The 20900-nt window shown below is 69.5% G+C and carries 25 protein-coding genes and 1 tRNA gene; 20 read left to right on the top strand and 6 right to left on the bottom strand.

The annotated features are described in order from the left end of the window. Together AUL34_RS03025 and AUL34_RS03020 are read left to right on the top strand one after the other, a co-directional pair. Positions 1–586: methyl-accepting chemotaxis protein (locus AUL34_RS03025; protein ID WP_244492421.1), on the top strand; the 586-nt coding region annotated here is incomplete at its 5' end. 96 nt (positions 587–682) lie between these two features. Further along, positions 683–871: a hypothetical protein gene (locus tag AUL34_RS03020; protein ID WP_061930972.1), complete on the top strand. Its 189-nt coding sequence runs from the start codon at positions 683–685 to the stop codon at positions 869–871. A gap of 289 nt (positions 872–1160) precedes the next feature. On the opposite strand, the gene AUL34_RS03015 is transcribed toward AUL34_RS03020, so the two are convergent. Beyond that, entirely contained in the window at positions 1161–1304 is a 144-nt protein-coding gene (locus tag AUL34_RS03015; protein WP_082653122.1) for a DUF1127 domain-containing protein, read from the bottom strand. A 306-nt stretch (positions 1305–1610) separates the two neighbouring features. Between AUL34_RS03015 and AUL34_RS03010 the strand changes: the two genes are divergently transcribed. From AUL34_RS03010 to otnI, 7 genes are all read left to right on the top strand, one after another. After that, a complete protein-coding gene (locus AUL34_RS03010) occupies positions 1611–2192 on the top strand; it encodes a transglycosylase SLT domain-containing protein (protein WP_061930966.1) in 582 nt (193 codons plus the stop codon). A gap of 207 nt (positions 2193–2399) precedes the next feature. Further along, complete coding sequence (locus tag AUL34_RS03005; protein ID WP_061931015.1) at positions 2400–3713, top strand: MFS transporter; 1314 nt, start codon at positions 2400–2402, stop codon at positions 3711–3713. A 194-nt stretch (positions 3714–3907) separates the two neighbouring features. Continuing rightward, entirely contained in the window at positions 3908–4489 is a 582-nt protein-coding gene (locus AUL34_RS03000) for a DUF1349 domain-containing protein (protein ID WP_061930962.1), read from the top strand. A 115-nt stretch (positions 4490–4604) separates the two neighbouring features. Beyond that, positions 4605–5513 carry an L-threonate dehydrogenase gene (gene ltnD / locus AUL34_RS02995; protein WP_061930959.1) on the top strand — a complete coding sequence of 303 codons (909 nt, stop codon included), beginning with the start codon at positions 4605–4607 and terminating at the stop codon, positions 5511–5513. A 3-nt stretch (positions 5514–5516) separates the two neighbouring features. Beyond that, positions 5517–6788: a 3-oxo-tetronate kinase gene (gene otnK / locus AUL34_RS02990; RefSeq protein WP_061930956.1), complete on the top strand. Its 1272-nt coding sequence runs from the start codon at positions 5517–5519 to the stop codon at positions 6786–6788. Beyond that, positions 6785–7435, top strand: a complete 651-nt coding sequence (gene otnC, locus AUL34_RS02985) for a 3-oxo-tetronate 4-phosphate decarboxylase (protein WP_061930953.1) — start codon at positions 6785–6787, stop codon at positions 7433–7435. The genes otnK and otnC overlap by 4 nt, the downstream gene beginning before the upstream one ends. 23 nt (positions 7436–7458) lie before the next feature. Continuing rightward, positions 7459–8235 carry a 2-oxo-tetronate isomerase gene (otnI, locus tag AUL34_RS02980; protein WP_061930951.1) on the top strand — a complete coding sequence of 259 codons (777 nt, stop codon included), beginning with the start codon at positions 7459–7461 and terminating at the stop codon, positions 8233–8235. A gap of 54 nt (positions 8236–8289) precedes the next feature. Here otnI and AUL34_RS02975 read toward each other — a convergent pair. Then, positions 8290–8376, bottom strand: a tRNA-Leu gene (locus AUL34_RS02975). Positions 8377–8491: 115 nt separating this feature from the next. On the opposite strand from AUL34_RS02975, the gene AUL34_RS02970 reads away from it, so the two are divergent. Further along, positions 8492–9022, top strand: a complete 531-nt coding sequence (locus tag AUL34_RS02970) for a disulfide bond formation protein B (RefSeq protein WP_061930948.1) — start codon at positions 8492–8494, stop codon at positions 9020–9022. Positions 9023–9059: 37 nt separating this feature from the next. Here AUL34_RS02970 and AUL34_RS02965 read toward each other — a convergent pair whose 3' ends face one another. Both AUL34_RS02965 and AUL34_RS02960 read right to left on the bottom strand, forming a co-directional pair. Continuing rightward, positions 9060–9620, bottom strand: coding sequence for an HNH endonuclease (locus tag AUL34_RS02965; protein WP_061930944.1), 561 nt, complete (start codon positions 9618–9620; stop codon positions 9060–9062). Between the two features lie 165 nt (positions 9621–9785). After that, positions 9786–10457, bottom strand: coding sequence for a DNA-3-methyladenine glycosylase (locus AUL34_RS02960; RefSeq protein WP_061930941.1), 672 nt, complete (start codon positions 10455–10457; stop codon positions 9786–9788). A gap of 44 nt (positions 10458–10501) precedes the next feature. Between AUL34_RS02960 and gluQRS the strand changes: the two genes are divergently transcribed. After that, positions 10502–11401: a tRNA glutamyl-Q(34) synthetase GluQRS gene (gluQRS, locus tag AUL34_RS02955; RefSeq protein ID WP_061930938.1), complete on the top strand. Its 900-nt coding sequence runs from the start codon at positions 10502–10504 to the stop codon at positions 11399–11401. Here gluQRS and AUL34_RS02950 read toward each other — a convergent pair. Then, positions 11373–12326, bottom strand: coding sequence for an AEC family transporter (locus AUL34_RS02950; RefSeq protein ID WP_061930934.1), 954 nt, complete (start codon positions 12324–12326; stop codon positions 11373–11375). The genes gluQRS and AUL34_RS02950 overlap by 29 nt on opposite strands. 166 nt (positions 12327–12492) lie before the next feature. Here AUL34_RS02950 and AUL34_RS02945 point away from each other — a divergent pair, with 166 nt between their 5' ends. From AUL34_RS02945 to AUL34_RS02920, 6 genes are all read left to right on the top strand, one after another. Then, the gene (locus AUL34_RS02945; RefSeq protein WP_244492420.1) at positions 12493–13389 is read left to right on the top strand and encodes a DMT family transporter; all 897 of its coding nucleotides are present in this window, start codon (positions 12493–12495) and stop codon (positions 13387–13389) included. A gap of 72 nt (positions 13390–13461) precedes the next feature. Then, on the top strand, positions 13462–13650 hold the full coding sequence (locus tag AUL34_RS02940) for a twin transmembrane helix small protein (RefSeq protein WP_061930932.1): 189 nt from the start codon (positions 13462–13464) through the stop codon (positions 13648–13650). Positions 13651–13719: 69 nt separating this feature from the next. Next, positions 13720–14292, top strand: coding sequence for a cob(I)yrinic acid a,c-diamide adenosyltransferase (locus AUL34_RS02935; protein WP_061931009.1), 573 nt, complete (start codon positions 13720–13722; stop codon positions 14290–14292). Between the two features lie 173 nt (positions 14293–14465). Beyond that, positions 14466–15212: an electron transfer flavoprotein subunit beta/FixA family protein gene (locus tag AUL34_RS02930; protein WP_061930929.1), complete on the top strand. Its 747-nt coding sequence runs from the start codon at positions 14466–14468 to the stop codon at positions 15210–15212. A gap of 49 nt (positions 15213–15261) precedes the next feature. Continuing rightward, positions 15262–16191 (top strand): electron transfer flavoprotein subunit alpha/FixB family protein, encoded by a 930-nt coding sequence (locus AUL34_RS02925; protein ID WP_061930927.1) that lies wholly within the window; start codon positions 15262–15264, stop codon positions 16189–16191. A 21-nt stretch (positions 16192–16212) separates the two neighbouring features. Then, positions 16213–17091, top strand: coding sequence for a 3-hydroxybutyryl-CoA dehydrogenase (locus AUL34_RS02920; RefSeq protein ID WP_061930924.1), 879 nt, complete (start codon positions 16213–16215; stop codon positions 17089–17091). Positions 17092–17109: 18 nt separating this feature from the next. Here the strand turns inward: AUL34_RS02920 and AUL34_RS02915 are convergent, their stop codons facing one another. Next, positions 17110–17787: a TlpA disulfide reductase family protein gene (locus tag AUL34_RS02915; RefSeq protein ID WP_061930921.1), complete on the bottom strand. Its 678-nt coding sequence runs from the start codon at positions 17785–17787 to the stop codon at positions 17110–17112. Positions 17788–17830: 43 nt separating this feature from the next. Here AUL34_RS02915 and argH point away from each other — a divergent pair, with 43 nt between their 5' ends. The 3 genes from argH (at position 17831) to lysA (ending at position 20815) form a co-directional block, all read left to right on the top strand. After that, the gene (argH, locus tag AUL34_RS02910) at positions 17831–19207 is read left to right on the top strand and encodes an argininosuccinate lyase (RefSeq protein WP_061931006.1); all 1377 of its coding nucleotides are present in this window, start codon (positions 17831–17833) and stop codon (positions 19205–19207) included. A gap of 81 nt (positions 19208–19288) precedes the next feature. After that, complete coding sequence (locus AUL34_RS02905; RefSeq protein ID WP_156420754.1) at positions 19289–19546, top strand: hypothetical protein; 258 nt, start codon at positions 19289–19291, stop codon at positions 19544–19546. Positions 19547–19549: 3 nt separating this feature from the next. Beyond that, a complete protein-coding gene (gene lysA, locus AUL34_RS02900) occupies positions 19550–20815 on the top strand; it encodes a diaminopimelate decarboxylase (RefSeq protein ID WP_061930914.1) in 1266 nt (421 codons plus the stop codon). Positions 20816–20900: the final 85 nt, after the last annotated feature.

Raw genomic sequence — 20900 nt, 5'->3', positions numbered from 1 at the left:
CAACCTCCTGGCGCTGAACGCCGGCGTCGAGGCCGCGCGCGCCGGCGAGGCGGGCCGGGGCTTTGCGGTGGTGGCGCAGGAGGTGCGCGGCCTTGCCCAGCGCTCGGCCGAGGCGGCAAAAGAGATCAAGGACCTGATCCAGGCGTCGGGCGACCAGGTGGCGTCGGGCGTCGAGCTCGTCACCGCGTCGGGCAAGAGCCTGTCGGAGATCATCCTGGAGGTCGGCGACGTCAGCCGGGTCGTGTCGGAGATCGCGCGCCGGGCGCAGGAGCAGGCGGTGTCGTTGCGCGAGGTGTCGACGGCGGCCGACCAGATGGACAAGGTGACCCAGCAGAACGCGGCGATGGTGGAACAGGCGACGGCGGCGGCGCAGACGCTGGCGTCCGAGACCGACGAGCTGGCCCGCCTGATCGCCGAGTTCCGGACGGCGGCCACCGCCAACCATGCCCGCCAGAGCGAGCGTGCCCACCAGCGCACGGCCGGCATCGCCCGGCGCGCTAACCCGCGGCCCGCCGTCCAGATGAAGCCCACCGCCCAGGGCAACGCCGCCCTCGCAACCCTCCAGGACAACTGGGAAGAGTTCTGAGCGGTTCGAACCGTCGCGGGGCCGGCGGCTTTCCGCCGGCTTCGCCTTTCATGAACGAGCACGATCGATGATCGATGGCGTGAAGCAGGGAGTGCAATGGTGAAGGATCGTCGCTTCAGGAGCGTCACCCTGGCCCGTGTCGAGCGCGTCGAGCCCCACGAGGACGGCACGATCGCCGTGTTCGGCATGACCGGATCCGGCGACGCCGTCGCCCTGACGGTGCAACCGGCCGCCATCCGCGATCTCCTCATCGGCCTCCAGTCGGCCGCGCTGCCGGCGGACTGAGGGAACCCGAGAGGGTCTCCGGCATCAGTTCGATGCGCAGGGATCAAGCGCTTGGCGGCGAAGCCGAACCAAGGACGCGGGGAGGATCGCCCATGCCGATGTCTTCTCCCGCCGTCTTCGGCACACCCTACCCAACACCTCGGCAGTCAGAGCGCCCCCAAACGCAGAACGCCCCGCCGGGGGAGGACCGGCAGGGCGTCATGGGTAAAGCCAGCGAGGGAGGATCGCGGGCTTCGATCCGCTACGGCCTTTGGGAGGAGGTTGGCCGAGGCGAAACTCGTGAAAACTCTTAGCGGCTGGCTTGGCGGGCCAGAGCCGGGATGTCCGAGCGCGAGATGCCGAGATCGGCGAGCTCGCGGTTGGAAAGCCTATTCAACTCGCTGGCGGTTTCGCGAGCCTTGCGGAAGGAGCGGAGGGCATTGGCGAAGCGCATGGGATCGTCCTTTCTGTGCGGCCTCTCGTCGGTGGTGGCCGCGTTTTCGGTTTCTTTCGACAGGCTGAACATAGGCGGTCGGCAGCGGGAACAGGAGCGCTAAGACCGCATGCCAGACTTGCAGCCTCTCGCTATCTCGACGGCGCAAGGCAGCCCTGCAGCCGACGCAGGGGACGGAACTTCATCGAAGCCGAACCCGGTGCAAGGCCGATGGCGGCGCGCCGATCATGGGTCAGGGAGGGACGGTTGGGATAACGCTCCGTTAACAGCCGCCCCGTAGCGTCCCCCGCGAAAGGGGGACAGTTCATGCGCGTTCTTGCGATCCCCGGCCTTCTGGCCGTCCTGGCTCTCGCGGGCTGCGCTTCGGCGCCCAAGAGCACCGGCAACGCCTGCGCCATCTTCAGTCAGCGCGACGGGCTGCTCGCCGACTGGCGCCGGGATGCCGAACGGGCGTCGGCCGAGTTCGGCGTGCCCGTCCATGTCCTGATGGCGACGATCCAGGCCGAGTCGAACTTCGAGGCCCGTGCCCGGCCGCCGCGGCGCTGGATCCTCGGCTTCATTCCCGGCAAGCGCATCTCCACCGCCTACGGCTACGCTCAGGTTCTCGACGGAACATGGGACGACTACCAGCGCCGCACCGGCCGTCATGCCGACCGGCGCAACGATTTCGCCGACGCAGTCCGCTTCATCGGCTGGTACCATGCCGATTCGAGCCGACGGCTCGGCATCGACAAGGGCGATGCCTACCGCCTGTATCTCGCCTACCATTCCGGCCATGCCGGGTTCGAGCGCGGGGTCTGGCGGAAACGGCCGGAGGCACTGCGGGGCGCCAAGCGGGCGCAGGACATGTCGCGGCGCTACGCGGCGCAGCTTTCCCGCTGCCGCTGAACTCGGCGCTGGGGCCGGCAGCGGACCGCGGACGGGGACGACGGCCTGTGCAAATCCTGCCAGGATGCACCGGCGCGGCCCGTTATGCGTTGCATGCCAGAGGCGGCGCAGGCGAGAAAAGACGCCGCTCGCCATCCGAGCGGGATCGGTGAGGGCGGCGACGGTGCATCCGCCGATCCCGCACACTGTCGGCAGGGGACCATGCGCATGCCGGACACCATGACGGTCGAGGAGGGCATCCGGGCGGCGGGTGTCGGGCGGTTCCAGTATCGCCTGTTCGCCGTCTTCGGTCTCGTCTGGGCGGCCGATGCGATGCAGGTGCTCGCCATCGGCTTCACCGCGCCGTCGATCGCCGCGAGCTTCGGTATCTCCGTTCCGGAGGCGCTCCAGACCGGGACCCTGTTCTTCGTCGGCATGCTGATCGGCGCCTTCGTGTTCGGGCGTCTCGCCGATCGGTTCGGCCGCCGCCCGGTGCTGATCGTCTCCGTGCTGATCGATGCGATCTTCGGCATCGCCTCCGCCTTCGCGCCCGACCCGACCACGCTCCTCGCATTGCGCTTTCTGACGGGCGTCGGCGTCGGCGGCACGCTGCCGGTGGACTACACGATGATGGCCGAGTTCCTGCCTTCCGACCGGCGCGGCCGCTGGCTGGTGATGCTGGAATCCTTCTGGGCGGTCGGCACGATCGCACTCGCGATCATCGCCCTCTTTGCGGGAAGCCACGGCGGCGAAGCCTGGCGGACTATCTTCCTGTGCACCGGCCTGCCGGCGCTTCTCGGCCTCGTGCTGCGCTTCTCGGTGCCCGAGACGCCGCTGTACCTCGCCAAGTCCGGCCGGGCGGCGGAGGCCCGACAGGTGCTGCAGCGGGTGGCGCGCGCCAATGGTTCCGCTGCCACGATCGAGGCGCTCCGCGCCGAAGCGGCGACGAAGCCGCCGCTCGCGGCCCTGTTCTCTCCCGTGCTTCGCCGCCGGACGACCTTCGTTCTCCTCGCCTGGGCGCTGATCTCCGTCTCCTACTACGGCGTCTTCGTCTACCTTCCGGTGCGCCTCGCAGGCGAAGGCTTCGGGTTCCTGCGCGGGCCGGAGTTCCTGGTGCTGATCGCGCTGGTGCAGCTTCCCGGCTATGCGCTCGCCGCCTATGGCGTGGAGCGATGGGGCCGCAGGCCGACGCTGATCGGCTTTCTCCTTCTCAGCGCGGCGGGGTGCATGCTGTTCAGCCTCGGTTCGGCGACGGCCCTCGTGGTCGGGTCGACGCTGCTTCTGTCGTTCGCGCTCCTTGGCACGTGGGGGGCGATCTACGCTTTCACGCCGGAGATCTATCCCACGCCGCTGCGCGCGACCGGCATGGGCACGGCCGGCGCCGTGGCACGCCTCGGCGGACTTCTCGCGCCCTCGATCGTGGCGCCGCTGATGGCCGCCGATTTCACGGCGGCGCTCGGCGCCCTGTCGGCGCTTCTGGTCCTGGCGGCCCTTGCGATCCGTCTCGTGGATGTGGAATCGCGCCAGCAGAGCCTGGACTAAGGGTGCGGGTCGTCAGCCGTCCGCTGCCCTTCGCACCCGCGTGAGCGCCAAGCCGGCGTGGCTCGCGGCGCAGCGCGGACATCCGTCGCCGCGATAGTGCAGGCTCCTCAAAGGCCTTTGAAACAGGGAAAGCCTGCATCACCATCCGCTTGGCGGACGGCAAAGGTTTTCAATCGGGGGGAGGGGTAGGACGAATGAGCGACCTGTCGACCGGACGATGGCTGAACGAGCCGCCCGTCCATGCGCTGATCGACGGCACTCTCGACGTGACCACCGGCGAGGGGACCGATTTCTGGCGCGAGACGCATTACGGCTTCACGCGTGACAGCGGGCATTTCCTGGGTCTCGAGACCGGTGACGGGTTCACCGCCGAGGTTCGGGTGCGGGCGGGGTTCCAGAAGCTCTACGACCAGGCCGGGCTGATGGTGCGGGTCGACGAGCGTCGCTGGGTGAAGTTCGGCGTGGAAGTCTCGGACGGCGAGGCCCTGGCTGGAAGCGTCGTCACCGATGGTCGATCGGATTGGGCGACCGGGCCGTTCGCCGGCGATGCGTCGGATTTTCGGCTGCGCGCTTCGCTGCGCCGGGGCGTCCTGCGGCTGCAGGTTTCCACCGACGGGGTTCGCTGGCCGCTGCTGCGGCTCTGCCCGTTTCCCGAAGCGCCCCGCTACCACGTCGGCCCGATGTGCTGCACGCCGGAGCGCGGCGGTCTCGACGTCCGCTTCTCAGACTTCTTGCTCGTCCCCCACCTCGGGAGGGAACTGCACGATCTGTCGTGAACCGCCATGTCGCCAGAGCGGCGCATGACGGCTAGGGTCGGTCCGCCGGGAAAGGGCCGCGATTCGCTAGCGCGTCGCCCGGCGCATTCCGGCTCAAGGGGGGAGGACCCGAGAGATGACCACAGCATCGATCCGCGCCGGCGTCGTCGGCCTCGGCTCCATGGGGCTCGGCATGGCCGCTTCCCTCGTGCGTGCCGGCATCGAGACATCGGGTTTCGATCCGAATTCGTCGGCTGCGCAGGCCTTCGCACGGCAGGGTGGCCGCGCTTGCGGCTCGCCCGCCGAGGTGGGCGCGGCGGTGGACGTCCTCTTCTGCGTCGTGGTCAACGCCGAACAGGCGCACACCGCGCTCCTCGGCGAAGCCGGGGCCGTCGCCGCGATGCGGCCGGGCACCGTCGTCGTGCAATGCGCCACCTGTGCGCCGGATGCCGTTCGGGCGCTCAGTCAGCCGATCCTCGCCGCCGGGCTGCACTTCATCGACGGCCCGATCTCCGGCGGCGCGGCGAAGGCCGCGACGGGCGAGATCACGGTCATGGCGTCGGGCGCGCCCGAGGCCTTCGCCAAGGCCGGGCCTGCCTTCGATGCGGTGGCCGCGCGCGTCTTCGACCTCGGGCCGGAGATCGGGGCGGGCTCGCAGGTCAAGCTCGTGAACCAGCTCCTTGCCGGGGTCCATATCGCCGCTGCGGCCGAGGCCATGGCCTACGGCATATCGGGCGGCTGCGATCCGAAGGCGCTGTTCGAGGTCATCACGGCGAGCGCCGGCAATTCCTGGATGTTCGAGAACCGCGTGCCGCATATCCTCGACGACGACTACGCGCCACGCTCGGCGGTGGACATCTTCGTCAAGGATCTCGGCCTCGTCCACGGCAGTGCTCACGCCCGCAAGTTCCCGCTGCCGTTGACCGCGCAGGCGCTGCAGATGTTCACGCAGGCCTCCGCCATGGGGCTGGGGCGCGAGGACGACGCGGCGGTGGTCAAGATATTCCCCGGCGTGGCGCTGCCGGCGCGCGGCGACAAGGGCTGAGCCATGACTGCCGCTCCCCGCCTCGGCTGCATCGCCGACGACTTCACCGGCGCGACGGACCTCGCCAGCCAGCTCGTCTCGGTCGGCATGCGCGTGGTTCAGACGATCGGCACGCCCTTGGGCCCGCTCGATGCCGATTGCGACGCCGTCGTCGTTTCGCTGAAATCGCGCACCGTCGCGCCGCAGGAGGCCGTGCGCCTGTCGTTGCAGGCGCTGGACTGGCTGCGCCGGGAAGGCGCCGAGCGCTTCTACTTCAAGTATTGCTCGACCTTCGATTCGACGCCCGACGGCAATATCGGCCCCGTGGCGGACGCGCTCCTCGACGACCTCGGCGAGGAATTCACGCTGGCCGTGCCCTCGCTGCCCGCCAACCGGCGCACCGTCTACAACGGCTATCTGTTTGCCGGCGACGTCCTCCTCAACGAAAGCGGCATGCAGGACCATCCGCTGACACCGATGCGCGATGCCTTTCTGCCGCGCGTCCTCCAGCCGCAGACGCGCCGCCGGGTCGGTCTTCTCAGCCATCACGCGCTGGCGAAGGGGACTGCGGGCGTGCGCGCCCGCATCGCCGAGCTGAAGAGGGAGGGGGTCGGCATCGCCGTCTGCGACACGCTGGACCACGACGATCTCGCCGCGATCGCCGAAGGCTCGGCCGATCTTGCGCTTCTGACCGGCGGCTCCGGCCTCGGCCTGACGGTGCCCGCGACCTTTCCAGGCTTCGCGCCGCGCCGGGATGCCGCCGACCTCGATGCCGTCGGTGGCCATGCCCTGGTGCTCGCCGGAAGCTGCTCGCGGGCGACCCTGGCGCAGGTCGGGCATGCCAAGGCCCGCATGCCGGCGATGGCGGTCGATGTGGATGCGCTGTTTGCCGGTTTCGAGGCGCATGTCGATGCGCTTGTCGCCTTCGCGACGTCGGGGGTCAGTGAGGGCCCCGTTCTCGTCCATGCCAGCATGGAACCCGAGCGCCTGCAGGAGGTCCAGTCGCGCTACGGCACGGGAGAATCCGGCGAGACGGTGGAGCGAGCGCTTGCAACGGTCGCCCGCCGACTGGTCGACGAGGGCGGCGTGCGGCGCATTCTCGTCGCGGGCGGCGAAACCTCCGGAGCCGTCGTCGGCGCGCTCGGCGTCACGAGCCTGCGCATCGGGCCGACCATCGATCCCGGCGTGCCCTGGACGCAGAGCGCGGGCAGCGGGGCGCCGCTGGCGCTCGCCTTGAAGTCCGGCAACTTCGGCGGACCCGACATCATGACCCGCGCCTTCGGGATGGTGCGATGACGATGCGATCCGCCGAAACGCGCCTTCGCGAGGAACTGGTCGCGGCCGGCCGGGCGTTTCGCGGGCTGGGCCTTGCGCCCGGCACCTCGGGGAACCTCAGCGCCCGGCTGGAGGACGGCTGGCTGATGACGCCGACCAATGTCGGGCTCGGCGATCTCGTGGCCGAGCGCATTTCCAAGCTCGATTGGGAGGGCAACCTCCTGTCCGGGGACAAGCCGACGAAGGAAGCCGTCCTTCACCGCGCCTTCTACGAGAACCGACCGGGCACCGGCGCCGTGGTCCATCTCCACGCGCCGCACGCCGTCGCCCTGTCCTGTCTCGACGGGCTGGATGCGGACAGCTGCATGGCCCCGATCACCCCCTATTTCGTGATGCGCGTCGGGCGCCTGCCGCTCCTGCCCTATTTCCGCCCGGGCGATCCGGCGATGGGGGAGGCGGTGGCCGGGGTCGCGCCGCAGCGCGCCTGCGTGCTTCTGGCCAATCACGGCCCGGTCGTCTCCGCGGCGTCGCTTGGCCTCGCCTGCGCCGCGATGGAAGAGCTGGAAGAGACCGCACGCCTCTCGCTCCTTCTCCAGGGCCGTCCGGTGCGGACCTTGAGCGAGGCCGAGATCCAGCCGCTACGCGAAACCTTCGGCGCCGTCTGGTAGCCCGTTTCACCCGAGGACATCGCATGCCGCGCTTTGCCGCCAACCTGACCATGATGTTCAACGAGGTGCCGTTCCTCGATCGGTTCGCGGAGGCCGCCAAGGCCGGTTTCACCGGCGTCGAATTCCTGTTCCCCTATGAATGGGAGGCGGAAGCCATCGCTGAACGGCTGCGCGAGAGCGGCATCGCGCAGGCCCTCTTCAACATGCCGCCCGGCGACTGGTCGGCCGGCGAGCGCGGCCTGGCGTGTCTGCCCGGTCGCGATGCGGAGTTCGCGCAAGGCGTCGAGACAGCCGTCGCCTACGCGAAGGCGCTCGGGTGCGAGCGGCTCCACGCCATGGCCGGCCTCGTTCCCATGGGGACGGAGCGCGAGCGCGCCCTCGATCTCTACCGCCGCAACATCGCGTCCGCCGCACGCCGTCTCGCCGACGAGGGGCTGACCCTCCTGATCGAGCCGATCAACACACGCGACATGCCGGGCTATCTTCTGAACCACCAGCGCGAGGCGCACGCGATCGTCGCCGAGATCGGCCTCCCCAATCTCAAGGTCCAGATGGACCTCTACCACGCGCAGATCATGGACGGCGACCTGTGGCGGCTGTTCGAGGCGACGCAGGCCACGGTCGGGCACATCCAGATCGCCTCGGTGCCGGAGCGTCACGAGCCCGATCGGGGCGAGGTGAACTACCCCTGGCTGTTCGAGAAGCTCGACGCGGCGGGCTACGATGGCTGGATCGGCTGCGAATACCGGCCGCGCGGCGACACGCTCGACGGGCTCGGCTGGTTCGCGCCGCAACGGTGACGGGCGCCGCTGGGGGCTGAACCCGACCTTGCCAGCTGCGACGAAGAAAAGAGATGGTGCGGGCGGTCGGACTCGAACCGACATATCCGTGAGGACGGCGGATTTTGAGTCCGCTGCGTCTACCAATTCCGCCACGCCCGCGACGGGCGCCGCCTTGGTGGCGCCGCGATCCTCTTGCCAGAAAAGCGCGAAAGCGTCCATAGCGCGGGGCGTGTCCGGCCCGTCGTCCGGGCCGGGATCGGAAACGGGGACGAGAATGGCGCAGCATGTCACGTTCGCAGGGGCCACCGGCTTCCGCCAAACCCTGTCCGCGGCGCTTCTGGCGGTCGGGATGGCTGCGACGGTGGGCGGTGCGCTGCTGTTCCAGCACGTCGGCGGCTACATGCCCTGCGCGCTGTGCCTCGAGCAGCGCACGCCCTACTACATCGGCATTCCCGTGGCGATCACGGCGCTTCTGTCCTCCAAGTTCCGGGCGCCGCCGCTTCTCACCCGCGCGCTGCTTGTCGCCGTGGGCCTACTGATGATCTGGGCGGCCGGGCTCGGCGTCTACCATGCCGGCGTCGAATGGGGTTTCTGGCCCGGCCCGACCGACTGCGCGGCGGGCGCCGCGATCGACCTGTCGGGCGACCTCCTGTCGTCGATCGACGCAGTGCGTCCGCCGTCCTGCTCGGAGGCGGCGCTGCGCATCCTCGGCGTGTCGCTCGCCGGCTGGAACGCGCTGATCGCGGCGGGCCTCGCCGCGCTCGCCCTTCGCAGTGCCCTGACGCGCGGCGACCGATTCGCCTGAACCGGAAGCCGCTTGGCCGGGACGCTCGTGCGGGCCGCTATTCGGCTTCCAGCTCGGTGTCCCAGTAGAGATAGTCGAGCCAGCTCTCGTGGAGGAAGTTCGGCGGGAATTGACGACCGTTGTTGTGCAGGTCGTGCACCGTCGGCTGGAACGGCGTCTGATGCGGATGCATGCCGGCGTCGCGCGGCATCAGGCCGCCCTTCTTGAGGTTGCAGGGCGAGCAGGCGGCGACGACGTTTTCCCAGGTGGTTAGGCCGCCGCGCGAGCGCGGGATCACGTGGTCGAAGGTGAGTTCGTGCGGCGAGCCGCAGTACTGGCACTGGAATCGGTCGCGCAGGAAGACGTTGAAGCGGGTGAAGGCCGGGTGCCGGGCCGGCTTGACGTAGGACTTCAGGCAGACGACCGAAGGCAGCCGCATGGAGAAGGTCGGGCTGTGAACCGCACGGTCGTATTCGGCGAGGATCGTCACGCGGTCGAGGAACACGGCCTTGATCGCGTCCTGCCACGACCAGAGGGACAGCGGATAGTAGCTGAGCGGCCGGTAGTCGGCGTTCAGGACAAGCGCCGGGGACAAGGAAGACGGCACTGCGATCGTCAAGGAGCTTCTCCTTCACGCAAGGCAGCGGCTTCGCAAGAACGGGAGCTTGGTTTTGCGAAACCGTATGCTCATGCACGTTTCATATGCGTCGACACTATCGTGGCCTATCGTGTCGCCTTTGTGAAGCCGTTGGCGCTGCTGGCAAAACGCCATGCACAGGCGCCGCTAGCCGCCCTCCGTCGGCAAGGGCGCGGCCGGCGCGGCGGGCGGCGCGGCATCCCGGCGCAGGAGCGCGGCATAATAGGCCCAGAACAACCGCGCGGCGACGGAGCGGAGCGGCGACCACAGGGTGGCCGCCTGCGCCACGGCGCGTTCGGACGGTCGCTCCCCGAGGCCGAGACCCCGACCGACCGCGACGCGCAGGGCGAGATCGCCCACCGGAAAGATGTCGGGATGACCGACCCCGAACAGAAGATGACATTCGGCGGTCCACGGGCCGATCCCGGGTATGGCCGTCAAGGACCCGATCGCTGTCTCCGGCGGCTCTCGCGCGATGCTGGGCAGATCGAGGCCGCCCGCGACGATCGCGGTGGCGAGCGCGCGCAGGGTCCGGGCCTTCGCGCCCGACAGGCCCGCCTGCCGCAGCGTCTCGTCGGACGCACGCAGCAGGGCGGCGGCATCCGAAAGGTCCACGAGGGCGGCGAGCCGGCCGAGGATCGCCGTGGCGCTGGCCCGCGAAACCTGCTGCGCGATCACGGTGGCGACGAGGCCCGGCAGGTCCGCCGAGCCCGGGCGCAGCGGCACATGGCCTGCCGATCGTGCGATCGGCACGAGGCGTGGATCGATCCGGAGAAGCCGGGCGAGGCCTCGGTCCACATCGTCCTGTGTGCGGATCATCCGCCCCTCCTATGCGCCGGGCCGGCCGCATGAGATAGGAGGGCATGGCCGCCGACCCGCCCGTCTTCCGCTTCGCGCCCAGCCCCAACGGGCTCCTGCATCTCGGCCATGCCTACTCGGCGCTTCTCAACGCCGATCTGGCGCGGGCGGAGGGGGGACGTCTCCTTCTGCGGCTGGAGGACATCGACCCCGCGCGCTGCACACCGGCCCTGGAGGCCATGCTTCTTCAGGATCTCGACTGGCTCGGGTTCGCTCATGAAGGATCCGTACGCCGCCAATCTGAGCATTTCGACTGCTACCGCGCGGCGCTCGACGCCTTGGTGGGAGAAGGGCTCGCCTATCCCGCCTTCATGACGCGCGGCGAGATCCGGCGCCATGCCGCCGCCTTCGAGGAAGCGGAGGGGCGACCCTGGGCCGTGGACCCCGACGGTGCGCCGCTCTACCCCGGCCTCGACCGTCTTCTGTCCGAGGCGGAGCGACGGGCGCGAATCGCCGCCGGCGAGCCCTTCGCGTGGCGGCTCGACATGGAGGCCGCCCTCCAGCGGCTGGCCGCGCCGCTTGCCTTCCGCGAGACGGGCGGCGGCGAGCCGGCGGATGTCCCGGCCGAACCCGCTCTCTGGGGCGACGTTGTGCTGGCGCGCCGCGACACGCCGACGAGCTATCACCTGTCGGTCGTGGTGGACGACGCGATCCAGGGCGTCACCCGGGTAGTGCGCGGGCGCGACCTCCTGGCCGCGACCTCCGTTCATCGGGTGCTCCAGGCGCTTCTCGGCCTCGCCGTGCCGGTCTACCATCATCACGACCTGATCCTCGGGCCGGACGGGCAGAAGCTCGCCAAGAGCCGGGGCGACGTGTCGCTGCGCGCGCTGCGCGAGGCGGGGCTGACGCCGGTCGACATCCGCCGCATGGTCGGGCTCACCGCAGAAGCGCAAGCCACCCCGTGAGGGTCAGGGCGGCCAGAAGCGTCGACAGGACGATGACGCCGGCCGCAAGGCGCTCGCCAGTGCGGAAGTGGGTGGCGAACAGGAAGGCGTTGACGCCGACCGGGCATGCGGCCGCCGCGACGGCGACGCCGAGCCACAGCGGCGGCAGGAGTGCGGAGCCGATCGCGTAGACGACGAGCGGCTGGACCAGGAGCGCCAGGGCGCTCAGCGCCAGGGGGGCGGCGAGGTTCCCGCCGACGGGATAGCGCACCATCGACATGCCGAGCGCGAACAGCGCCGTCGGTCCTGCCGTTCCCGCGACGAGGCGCACGACCTCGCCGTGCGGCCCCTCGAGGGACAGACCCGTCCAGCGCCACAAGGCCCCCAGCGCCAGGCCCGCCACCAGGGCGTTGCGCGACAGATTGCGCATCACCTGCCCGACGACGCGGCGCGGCGAGAAGCTGGCCGTCTCGCCCCTGTCGCGCGCATCCCCCAGCCCCGCGTGCTCCAGAAGCAGCGTCGAGACCAGCATCATGGTCGGCAGGTGGATCGCCAGGAGCAGCGCCAGCCTATCGAGCCCTTCGCGCCCGAAGGCGCGCTCGGTCATCGGCACGCCGACGAAGATGAGGTTGGAGAAGCTCGCCGAAACGCCGGCGATCACCGCGCCACGCCGATCGGTGCCGGCCATGCGGCGACCGATCCACATGCCGGCGGCATAGACCGGCGCGACGCCCGCGAAATAGGCGATCCAGAGGAAGAGCGGGTTGGCCTCGCCGAAATGGGCGGTCGCCACGGTGCGGAACATCAGGGCGGGCACCGCGACCTTGAACACGAAGCCGGACAAGGCATCGCCCGTCGAAGCCGGCAGGTAGCCGGACTTCGCCGACAGGGTTCCGAGCGCGATCAGGAGGAAGATCGGGGCGACGACGGAAAGAACAAGCGTCATGGTTTCTCGGCGAGGTCGGTTCGTGCCCCCGCATAGACCAGCGGGGATGGCGAGGCGAGGCGCGCGGACGCGGCCGGGTCTTGACGCGAGCGATGCTGCTGGTATCGCGGGGCACACGTGCGGGGTTCCCTGGAGCCCCCGGCGGCATTCGAAAGGACTCGAGGCGTTGCGCCGGTTTCTGCCCTTCTTTCCCGCCATCTTCGTGTTTCTGTGGTCCACCGGCTTCGTCGGTGCACGCTATGCGATGCCCCATGCCGAGCCCTTCACGTTCCTGGCGATGCGGTATGCGCTGGCGCTCGTCATCCTCCTGCCGATCGCGGCGTTCGCGCTTCGCGGCGCGAGGGATGTCACCGCACCGCGACTCGCCCACGCTGCCTTCGCCGGCAGCCTGATCCATGGCCTGTATCTCGGCGGTGTCTTCTATGCGGTGCGCCACGGCCTTCCGGCCGGCGTCGCCGCGCTCGTGGCCGGCCTCCAGCCGCTCCTGACCGCGTTCCTGGCGTCCTCGCTGGTCGGCGAGCGTCTCACCGCGCGACACGGGCTGGGGCTGGGCGTCGGGCTCCTCGGCGTCGCGCTCGTGGTCGCGCCCAAGCTCGGCCAAGCCAGCGGCTTCTCCTTCGGCCAGCTCGCCCCGGCGCTGCTCGCGGTCGCCGGCATCTCGCTCGGCACGGTCTGGCAGAAACGGTTCGTCGGCACTTTGGATCTGCGCATCGGCACGGCGGTCCAGTATGTCGGCGCGCTGCTGCCGACCTTTATGGCGGCCTACGCTTTCGAGACCATGCGCGTCGACTGGACGAGCGAACTCGCCTTCGCGCTTCTCTGGCTGACGCTGATGCTCTCGATCGGGGCGATCTTTCTCCTGCTCTATCTCATCCGCGAGGGGGCGGTGTCGCGCGTCGCTTCGCTCATGTACCTCGTGCCGGCCGTGACCGCCCTTCAGACCTTTGTCCTCTTCGGCGAGGCGCTGACCCCGGTGCAGCTTTTGGGCATGGCGCTCGCGGCGGGTGGCGTCGCGGCGGCGACCGGAGCCCTCGGGTTCGGGCGACGCCGACGCGAGGCATGAGGTCGCGGCGCTCGCGCAACGGGCCCGGAAATCCTATATCAGCCGCAGCGGTTCCTCGCCGGAAAGAGCCAGATGTCGACGTTTTTCACCATCCTCGCCGTAGTCTTCATGATCGCGGTCGCCGTGGTCCTCGTGATGGGCCTTGCCAACATGATGCGCGGCGGCCCCGGCAACACCTCGCAGAAGCTGATGCGCGCCCGCGTCATGCTGCAGGCGATCGCCGTCGCCGTGATCGTGGGCGCCCTCTACTTCGCGCGCTGAGCGCGAGTTTTCCCTCGGGCCGAGCCGTCCTAGATGGGGCCGCACGAAGCAACGGGGGATCCGCAGACCATGGTGCGACTGACCAAGATCTACACGCGCACGGGCGACAAGGGCACGACGGCGCTTGGCAGCGGCGAGCGGCGCGTCAAGAGCGACCTGCGCATCGAGGCCTACGGCACGGTGGACGAGACGAACGCACTGATCGGCGTCGCGCGGCTGCATGCCGGACCCGACCTGGACGCCGCCCTTTCGCGAATTCAGAACGATCTCTTCGATCTCGGTGCCGATCTCGCGACGCCCGAAACGGACAAACCGTTGCCCTTCGAGCGGCTGGCGATCACCGGATCGCAGGTGGACTGGCTGGAGCGGGAAATCGACCGGCTCAACGCCGACCTCCAGCCGCTGAATTCCTTCGTGCTGCCGGCGGGAACGCCCGCCTCGAGCCATCTTCATGTCGCGCGGACCGTGGCGCGCCGGGCCGAGCGACATATGGTCGAACTCTCCCGACGCGACGGCGAGCGCGTGTCGGAGCCAGCCTTAAAATACATCAATCGCCTGTCGGACTACCTGTTCGTGGCCGCGCGCCATGCCAACGACGGGGGCCGGGGCGACGTTCTCTGGGTTCCCGGCGCCAACCGCTAGACGAGCCCCGAGTCGCGTTGCCTGCGTCGAAACGCGATGGCGGCGCTGGCGCCGGGCGGAGCGGCACTGCCGCCCGCTTGCTTGAACCGACGCCGCCCTCTTCGTAAGAAGGGAGCGACCGAGAAGACCGTCCCCGAGCGCGACTCGGAGGGCCAAGCCAGGGAACCCGCCGCATGAAGATCCTCGTCTGCGTGAAGCGTGTCGTCGACTACAACGTGAAGGTCCGGGTGAAGGCGGATGGGACGGGCGTCGAGCTCGCCAACGTGAAGATGTCGATGAACCCGTTCGACGAGATCGCGGTGGAAGAGGCGCTGCGCCTGAAGGAGAAGGGTGTGGCGACCGAGATCGTGGTCGTGTCGGCGGGCGTGCCCCAGGCGCAGGAGACGATCCGCACCGCGCTCGCGATGGGCGCCGACCGCGGCATCCTCGTCAAGGCGGAAGGACGGCTGGAGCCGCTCACCGTCGCCAAGCTCCTGAAGGGCGTCGTCGAAGCCGAGAAGCCCGACCTCGTGATCCTCGGCAAGCAGGCGATCGACGACGACTGCAACCAGACCGGCCAGATGCTGGCGGGGCTTCTCGGCTGGGCGCAAGGCACCTTCGCCTCCAAGGTCGAGGTGGCGGACGGCGGTTTGGCCGTAACGCGCGAGGTGGACGGCGGCCTGCAGACGGTCGGCCTCCAGCTGCCCGCCATCATCACCACGGACCTTCGCCTCAACGAGCCGCGCTATGCCTCGCTCCCCAACATCATGAAGGCGAAGAAGAAGCCGCTGGAGGAGCGGGATGCGGCCGAGTTCGGGGTCGATCTCAGCCCCCGTCTGGAAGTGGTGAAGGTCGCCGAGCCGAAGGGGCGCATGGCGGGCGTCAAGGTCGGCTCGGTGGACGAGCTGGTGTCGGCGCTGAAGGGCGCCGGGCTGGTCTGATCCGCCAGCGCCTCACAGCCCCGTTCCTCTTTTTCGCGAGATCCGTTCCATGACCACGCTTCTGATCGCCGAACACGACAACACGACGCTTTCGGGCGAGACCGCCAAGGCGCTGACCGCCGCTGCCCAGCTCGGCGCCGAGGTGCATGTTCTCGTGGCCGGCGCGGGGTCCTCGGCTGTGGCCGAGGCCGCCGCCAAGCTTCAGGGCGTCGCCAAGGTGCTGCATGCCGACGCCCCGGGCCTCGGCCACCACCTCGCCGAGCCGCTGGCCGCGCTCGTCGTGCAGCTTGCCCCGAGTTACGAGGCCATCGTCGCGCCGGCGACCGCCGCCTTGAAGAACGCCCTGCCGCGCGCGGCCGCGCTCCTCGATGTGATGCAGGTGTCGGACGTCATCGCGGTGCACGGCGCGGATACGTTCGAGCGGCCGATCTATGCCGGCAACGCGGTGGAGACCGTGCGCTCGGCGGACCGGATCAAGGTGCTGACCGTGCGCACCGCGGCCTTTGCGGCGACGGGCGAGGGCGGCTCCGCGCAGGTCGAGAGCGTCGAGGCTGCGAGCGACCCGGCCGTCTCGCGGTTCGTTTCTGAAGCGGTCGCCCATTCCGAGCGTCCCGAACTGTCGGGCGCCAAGGTCATCGTGTCGGGCGGACGGGCGCTGGGGTCGAAGGAGAAGTTCGACGAGGTCATGCTGCCGCTCGCCGACAAGCTCGGCGCGGCGGTGGGCGCGTCGCGCGCGGCGGTCGACGCGGGTTACGCCCCGAACGACTGGCAGGTCGGCCAGACCGGCAAGGTCGTGGCGCCCGACCTTTACGTCGCCTGCGGCATCTCGGGCGCGATCCAGCATCTCGCCGGCATGAAGGACTCGAAGGTCATCGTCGCCATCAACAAGGACGAGGACGCCCCGATCTTCCAGGTCGCCGACTACGGGCTGGTGGGCGACATCTTCCAGATCATCCCTGAACTCACGAACAAGCTCTGACCGCAGGGCGGGTGATCGATCATGGCTGAGATTCGGACGGTGGGCGTCATCGGCGCCGGGCAGATGGGCGCCGGCATCGCGCAGGTCAGCGCCCAGGCGGGCTACGACGTCGTGCTCTACGACGTCAGCCTGGACCTTGCCACCAAGGGCGTCGAGAAGGTCGCGGCCGGTCTTGAGCGTCTCGTGTCGGCCGGCAAGCTCGACGCGGGCACGCGCGACGCCACCATCGCGCGTCTGAAGCCCGCCGACGGGGCGGGCGACCTCGCGCCCGCCGATCTCGTGATCGAAGCGGCGACGGAGAAGGAGGAGATCAAGCGGCGCATCTTCGCGCAGGTCTGCCCGGTCCTGCGTCCCGACGCGATCCTCGCCTCCAACACCTCGTCCATCTCGATCACGCGGCTGGCGTCCGGCACCGATCGGCCGGAGCGCTTCCTCGGCATCCATTTCATGAACCCGGTGCCGGTCATGAAGCTCGTCGAGCTCGTGCGCGGCATCGCCACCGACGACGCGGTCTTCGAGATTTCCAAGCGCTTCGTCGGCAGCCTCGACAAGACGATGACGATCTCGGAGGACTTCCCGGGCTTCATCGTCAACCGCGTTCTGATCCCGATGATCAACGAGGCGATCTATACCCTCCACGAGGGCGTCGGCTCGGTGGAGTCGATCGACGCCTCCATGCGGCTGGGCGCCAACCACCCGATGGGTCCGTTCCAGCTCGCCGACTTCATCGGCCTCGATACCTGCCTGTCGATCATGCAGGTGCTGCACGACGGGCTGGCCGACTCGAAGTATCGGCCGTGCCCGCTTCTCGTGAAATATGTCGAGGCCGGATGGCTCGGTCGCAAGACGAAGCGCGGCTTCTACGACTATCGCGGCGAGACGCCCGTCCCGACGCGTTGATCGATTCGGGGCCGGGGCTCAGGCCCCGCCGCCGCCCTTCAGCGCGTCGATCAGGCGAAGCCCGTCGGGGCTTGCCCATTCCGCCGGGCCGTTCATCGCGGCCCGCGCGCAACCCTCGCCGTCCACCAGCAGGGTCACCGGCAGGCCGAGCGCCACGCCCTGCCGCTTCAGGTCGTTGAAGACGCCCATCGTCTCGTCGCGGAAATAGGGCAGGGATCTCAGGCCCGTCTCGGCATAGAAGCCGCGCGGCTTGGCGTCGTCGCCCATGTCGACGTTGATCGGCACCACCGCGAAGCTTTCGTCGCCGGCCTCCCGTTCCAGCTCGTCCAGCGCCGGCATCTCGGCGCGGCAGGGCGCGCACCAGGTCGCCCAGAGGTTGACGAGGAGCGACTGCCCCTTCATCGCGCCAAGGCTCGTGTCCTTGCCGCCGCCGTCCTTGAAGGCGAGGGTGGAGACGTCGAACGGCGCGTCGAGCGGGCGCATCGCGGCGACCTCGCCCTGCGCGGCTGCATCCAGCGCCGATGCCAGGCCCTTCGCCGCCGGGCAGGAGGCCACCGCTTCGTTGCCAGAGCGCGTTTCCATCACGTATACGCCGAAGGCCCCGGCGAGCAGTCCGCCGGCGAGCGCCAGGCTCAGGATCCGCTTGGTGCCCCACGGCCGTGGGGCGGGGGGCGGGGTGGGCTTGCGGTCAGACATCGGCAGGAAAGGCCTTTTCGTGGACAAGACGACGAGCAACGAGATGTGGGGCGGACGCTTCGCCTCCGGTCCCAGCGCGATCATGGAAGCGATCAACGCCTCGATCGACTTCGACAAGCGCCTTTACCGGGAAGACATCGCCGGGTCGATCGCCCATGCCGAGATGCTCGGCGCGCAAGGGATCATTTCGGCCGCCGACGCGGCGGAAATCAGGCGGGGGCTCGAACTCGTCCGCGCCGAGATCGAGGAGGGCCGCTTCTCCTTCTCGAAGGCGCGCGAGGACATCCACATGAACGTCGAGGCGCGCCTCGCCGAGCTGATCGGTCCGGCCGCCGGGCGCCTGCACACCGCGCGCTCGCGCAACGATCAGGTGGCGGTGGACTTCCGCCTGTTCGTCAAGGGCGCGGCGCGCGACCTCGACCGCGCGCTTCGGGCGCTGCAGGAGGCGCTCATCGCCCGTGCCGAGGAGCACGCGGCGACCGTGATGCCGGGCTTCACCCATCTCCAGGCTGCCCAGCCCGTGACCTTCGGCCACCATTGCCTTGCCTATGTCGAGATGGCCGGACGCGACCGGGGCCGTGTGCAGGACGCGATCCGGCGCATGGACGAATCGCCGCTCGGCGCCGCTGCGCTCGCCGGCACCGGCTTCCCGATCGACCGCCACCGCACGGCCGAGGCGCTCGGCTTCCGCGAGCCGACGCGCAACTCCCTGGATTCGGTCTCCGACCGAGACTACGCGCTGGAGTTCCTGGCCGCCGCCTCGATCTGCGCCACGCACCTCTCACGTCTCGCGGAAGAGATCGTGATCTGGTCGACGCCGCAGTTCGACTTCGTGCGCCTGTCCGACGCCTTCTCCACCGGCTCCTCGATCATGCCGCAGAAGAAGAACCCGGACGCCGCCGAGCTTGTGCGCGCCAAGACGGGCCGCATCGCCGGCTCGCTGGTGGCGCTCCTCACGATCATGAAGGGCCTGCCGCTCAGCTATTCCAAGGACATGCAGGAGGACAAGGAGCAGGTCTTCGACGCGGTCGACAGCCTCGCTCTCGCGATCGCCGCCATGACCGGCATGGTGAGCGATCTCCAGGTGAACGCGGCCAAGATGCGCGCGGCGGCGGGCGCCGGCTTCTCGACGGCGACGGACCTTGCCGACTGGCTGGTGCGCGAGCTCGGACTGCCCTTCCGCGAGGCCCATCACGTGACAGGCCGTGTGGTGGCGCTGGCCGAGGAGCGGCGCGTGGCGCTCGAGGATCTGGCGCTGGCCGATCTCCAGTCGATCGAGGCGCTGATCGGCGAGGAGATCTATTCGGTCCTGTCGGTGGACGCTTCGGTCGCCTCGCGCACGAGCTTCGGCGGCACCGCGCCGGAGGGCGTGCGGGCGCAGGCGAAGGCCTGGCGCGAGCGGCTCGCCGCGGAAGGCTAGAGAAAGCCGCGCGGACGGGGTAAGCACTAGGCAGCCGAGCCCCGCGCGCTCGGGCGGATGGACGACGGGATGCCGGACAGGATGACCAAACCAGCTTACGCGATCTGTCTCGGCCTCGTGGCCGTCCTGGCGCTGTCCGGCTGCGGGCGCAAGGCCGTGCCCGTGGCGACGCGCGCCGACGGACAGGTGTCGCGCGCCGTCGTGCCCGACGCGCTGGGCACCGCGCGCCTGCCCAAGGTCGCCCCGCTGGCCAACGACCGATCCGTCCTGCCGACCGAGATCACCACCAACCCGGGCGCCGACAAGAAGAGTTTCGCGCTCGACGAGCTCCTGAACTAGGCCATGAACCATTTCGAGTACCGGGACGGCGTCCTTCATGCCGAGGGCGTCGACATCAGCGAGATCGCATCCGCCGTCGGCACGCCGTTCTACTGCTATTCCACCGCGACGCTGACGCGCCACTACCGCGTCTTCGCCGAGGCCTTCGCCGACATCGACGCCACGGTCTGCTACGCCATGAAGGCGAACTCGAACCAGGCGGTGCTGAAGACGCTGGCCTCGCTCGGCGCCGGCGCCGACGTCGTGTCGGGCGGCGAGCTCGCGCGGGCGCTTGCGGCCGGCATCCCGGCGGACAGGATCATGTTCTCCGGCGTCGGCAAGACGGCTGCCGAGATCGACGCCGGCCTCGATGCCGGCATCTTCTGCTTCAACGTCGAGTCCGAGCCCGAGCTCCACGCTATCTCAGGCCGAGCCTCTGCGTCCGGCCGCACCGCCCACGTCTCGTTCCGTATCAACCCGGACGTCGATGCGCGCACCCATGCCAAGATCTCGACGGGCAAGAAATCCGACAAGTTCGGCATCGCCTTCGAGCGGGCCGAAGAGGTCTACGATCTCGCCGCCACGCTGCCGGGCATCGCGGTGTCGGGCATCGACATGCATATCGGCTCGCAGATCGTCGAGCTCGAGCCCTTCGACCTCGCCTTCGCAAAGCTCGCCGAACTGGTGCGCCGCCTGCGGGCGCGGGGCCACGACATCACCCATATCGACCTCGGCGGCGGCCTCGGCGTGCCCTATCGCCAATCCAACGAGCTGCCGCCGGGTCCGCCGGCCTATGCCGAAATCGTGAAGCGTCATGTGCGCGATCTCGGCGCGAAGGTGATCTTCGAGCCGGGCCGGCTGATCGCCGCCAATGCCGGCATCCTCGTCACCTCCGTGATCTACCGGAAGGAAGAGGGGGGGCGCACCTTCCTGATCGTGGACGCGGCGATGAACGACCTCATCCGGCCGACCCTCTACGAGGCCTGGCACGAGATCCGTCCCGTGGTGGAGCCGACGGGAGATACCGACTTCGTGACCGCCGACGTCGTCGGTCCGGTCTGCGAGAGCGGCGACTTTCTCGCCAAGGACCGGTCGCTCCCCGTGGCCGAGGCGGGCGACCTTCTCGCCGTCGCCTCGGCCGGCGCCTACGGGGCGGTGCAGTCCGGCACCTACAACACGCGGGCTCTCGTGCCCGAGGTGCTGGTCCGCGACGATGCCTTCGCCGTGGTGCGGCCGCGCGTCGGCGTCGAGGATCTCATCGCCCTCGACCGGTTGCCGCCCTGGCTCTGACACGCGAGAGGGCGCGGCATTACGCCCGCGTCACCGCCTCGCCTTCGCCTCAAAAGCTGCTAGTCTGCGCAACGACATAAGGGCG

The sequence above is a fragment of the Aureimonas sp. AU22 genome (assembly GCF_001463745.1).
Taxonomy (GTDB): Bacteria; Pseudomonadota; Alphaproteobacteria; order Rhizobiales; family Rhizobiaceae; genus Aureimonas.
This window is presented reverse-complemented; position numbering and strand designations above follow the sequence as displayed.

Excerpts from the sequence above, each read along its gene's own strand:
- AUL34_RS02920 (WP_061930924.1), top strand. The coding sequence starts at position 16,213 with ATGGCTGAGATTCGGACGGTGGGCGTCATCGGCGCCGGGCAGATGGGC.
- AUL34_RS02970 (WP_061930948.1), top strand. The coding sequence starts at position 8,492 with ATGGCGCAGCATGTCACGTTCGCAGGGGCCACCGGCTTCCGCCAAACC.
- otnK (WP_061930956.1), top strand. The coding sequence starts at position 5,517 with ATGACTGCCGCTCCCCGCCTCGGCTGCATCGCCGACGACTTCACCGGC.
- argH (WP_061931006.1), top strand. The coding sequence starts at position 17,831 with ATGTGGGGCGGACGCTTCGCCTCCGGTCCCAGCGCGATCATGGAAGCG.
- AUL34_RS02935 (WP_061931009.1), top strand. The coding sequence starts at position 13,720 with ATGGTGCGACTGACCAAGATCTACACGCGCACGGGCGACAAGGGCACG.
- AUL34_RS02960 (WP_061930941.1), bottom strand. The coding sequence starts at position 10,457 with ATGATCCGCACACAGGACGATGTGGACCGAGGCCTCGCCCGGCTTCTC.
- otnI (WP_061930951.1), top strand. The coding sequence starts at position 7,459 with ATGCCGCGCTTTGCCGCCAACCTGACCATGATGTTCAACGAGGTGCCG.
- AUL34_RS02925 (WP_061930927.1), top strand. The coding sequence starts at position 15,262 with ATGACCACGCTTCTGATCGCCGAACACGACAACACGACGCTTTCGGGC.
- lysA (WP_061930914.1), top strand. The coding sequence starts at position 19,550 with ATGAACCATTTCGAGTACCGGGACGGCGTCCTTCATGCCGAGGGCGTC.
- AUL34_RS03010 (WP_061930966.1), top strand. The coding sequence starts at position 1,611 with ATGCGCGTTCTTGCGATCCCCGGCCTTCTGGCCGTCCTGGCTCTCGCG.
- otnC (WP_061930953.1), top strand. The coding sequence starts at position 6,785 with ATGACGATGCGATCCGCCGAAACGCGCCTTCGCGAGGAACTGGTCGCG.
- ltnD (WP_061930959.1), top strand. The coding sequence starts at position 4,605 with ATGACCACAGCATCGATCCGCGCCGGCGTCGTCGGCCTCGGCTCCATG.
- AUL34_RS02940 (WP_061930932.1), top strand. The coding sequence starts at position 13,462 with ATGTCGACGTTTTTCACCATCCTCGCCGTAGTCTTCATGATCGCGGTC.
- gluQRS (WP_061930938.1), top strand. The coding sequence starts at position 10,502 with ATGGCCGCCGACCCGCCCGTCTTCCGCTTCGCGCCCAGCCCCAACGGG.
- AUL34_RS02950 (WP_061930934.1), bottom strand. The coding sequence starts at position 12,326 with ATGACGCTTGTTCTTTCCGTCGTCGCCCCGATCTTCCTCCTGATCGCG.
- AUL34_RS02930 (WP_061930929.1), top strand. The coding sequence starts at position 14,466 with ATGAAGATCCTCGTCTGCGTGAAGCGTGTCGTCGACTACAACGTGAAG.
- AUL34_RS03000 (WP_061930962.1), top strand. The coding sequence starts at position 3,908 with ATGAGCGACCTGTCGACCGGACGATGGCTGAACGAGCCGCCCGTCCAT.
- AUL34_RS03005 (WP_061931015.1), top strand. The coding sequence starts at position 2,400 with ATGCCGGACACCATGACGGTCGAGGAGGGCATCCGGGCGGCGGGTGTC.
- AUL34_RS02905 (WP_156420754.1), top strand. The coding sequence starts at position 19,289 with ATGACCAAACCAGCTTACGCGATCTGTCTCGGCCTCGTGGCCGTCCTG.
- AUL34_RS02915 (WP_061930921.1), bottom strand. The coding sequence starts at position 17,787 with ATGTCTGACCGCAAGCCCACCCCGCCCCCCGCCCCACGGCCGTGGGGC.
- AUL34_RS03020 (WP_061930972.1), top strand. The coding sequence starts at position 683 with ATGGTGAAGGATCGTCGCTTCAGGAGCGTCACCCTGGCCCGTGTCGAG.
- AUL34_RS03015 (WP_082653122.1), bottom strand. The coding sequence starts at position 1,304 with ATGCGCTTCGCCAATGCCCTCCGCTCCTTCCGCAAGGCTCGCGAAACC.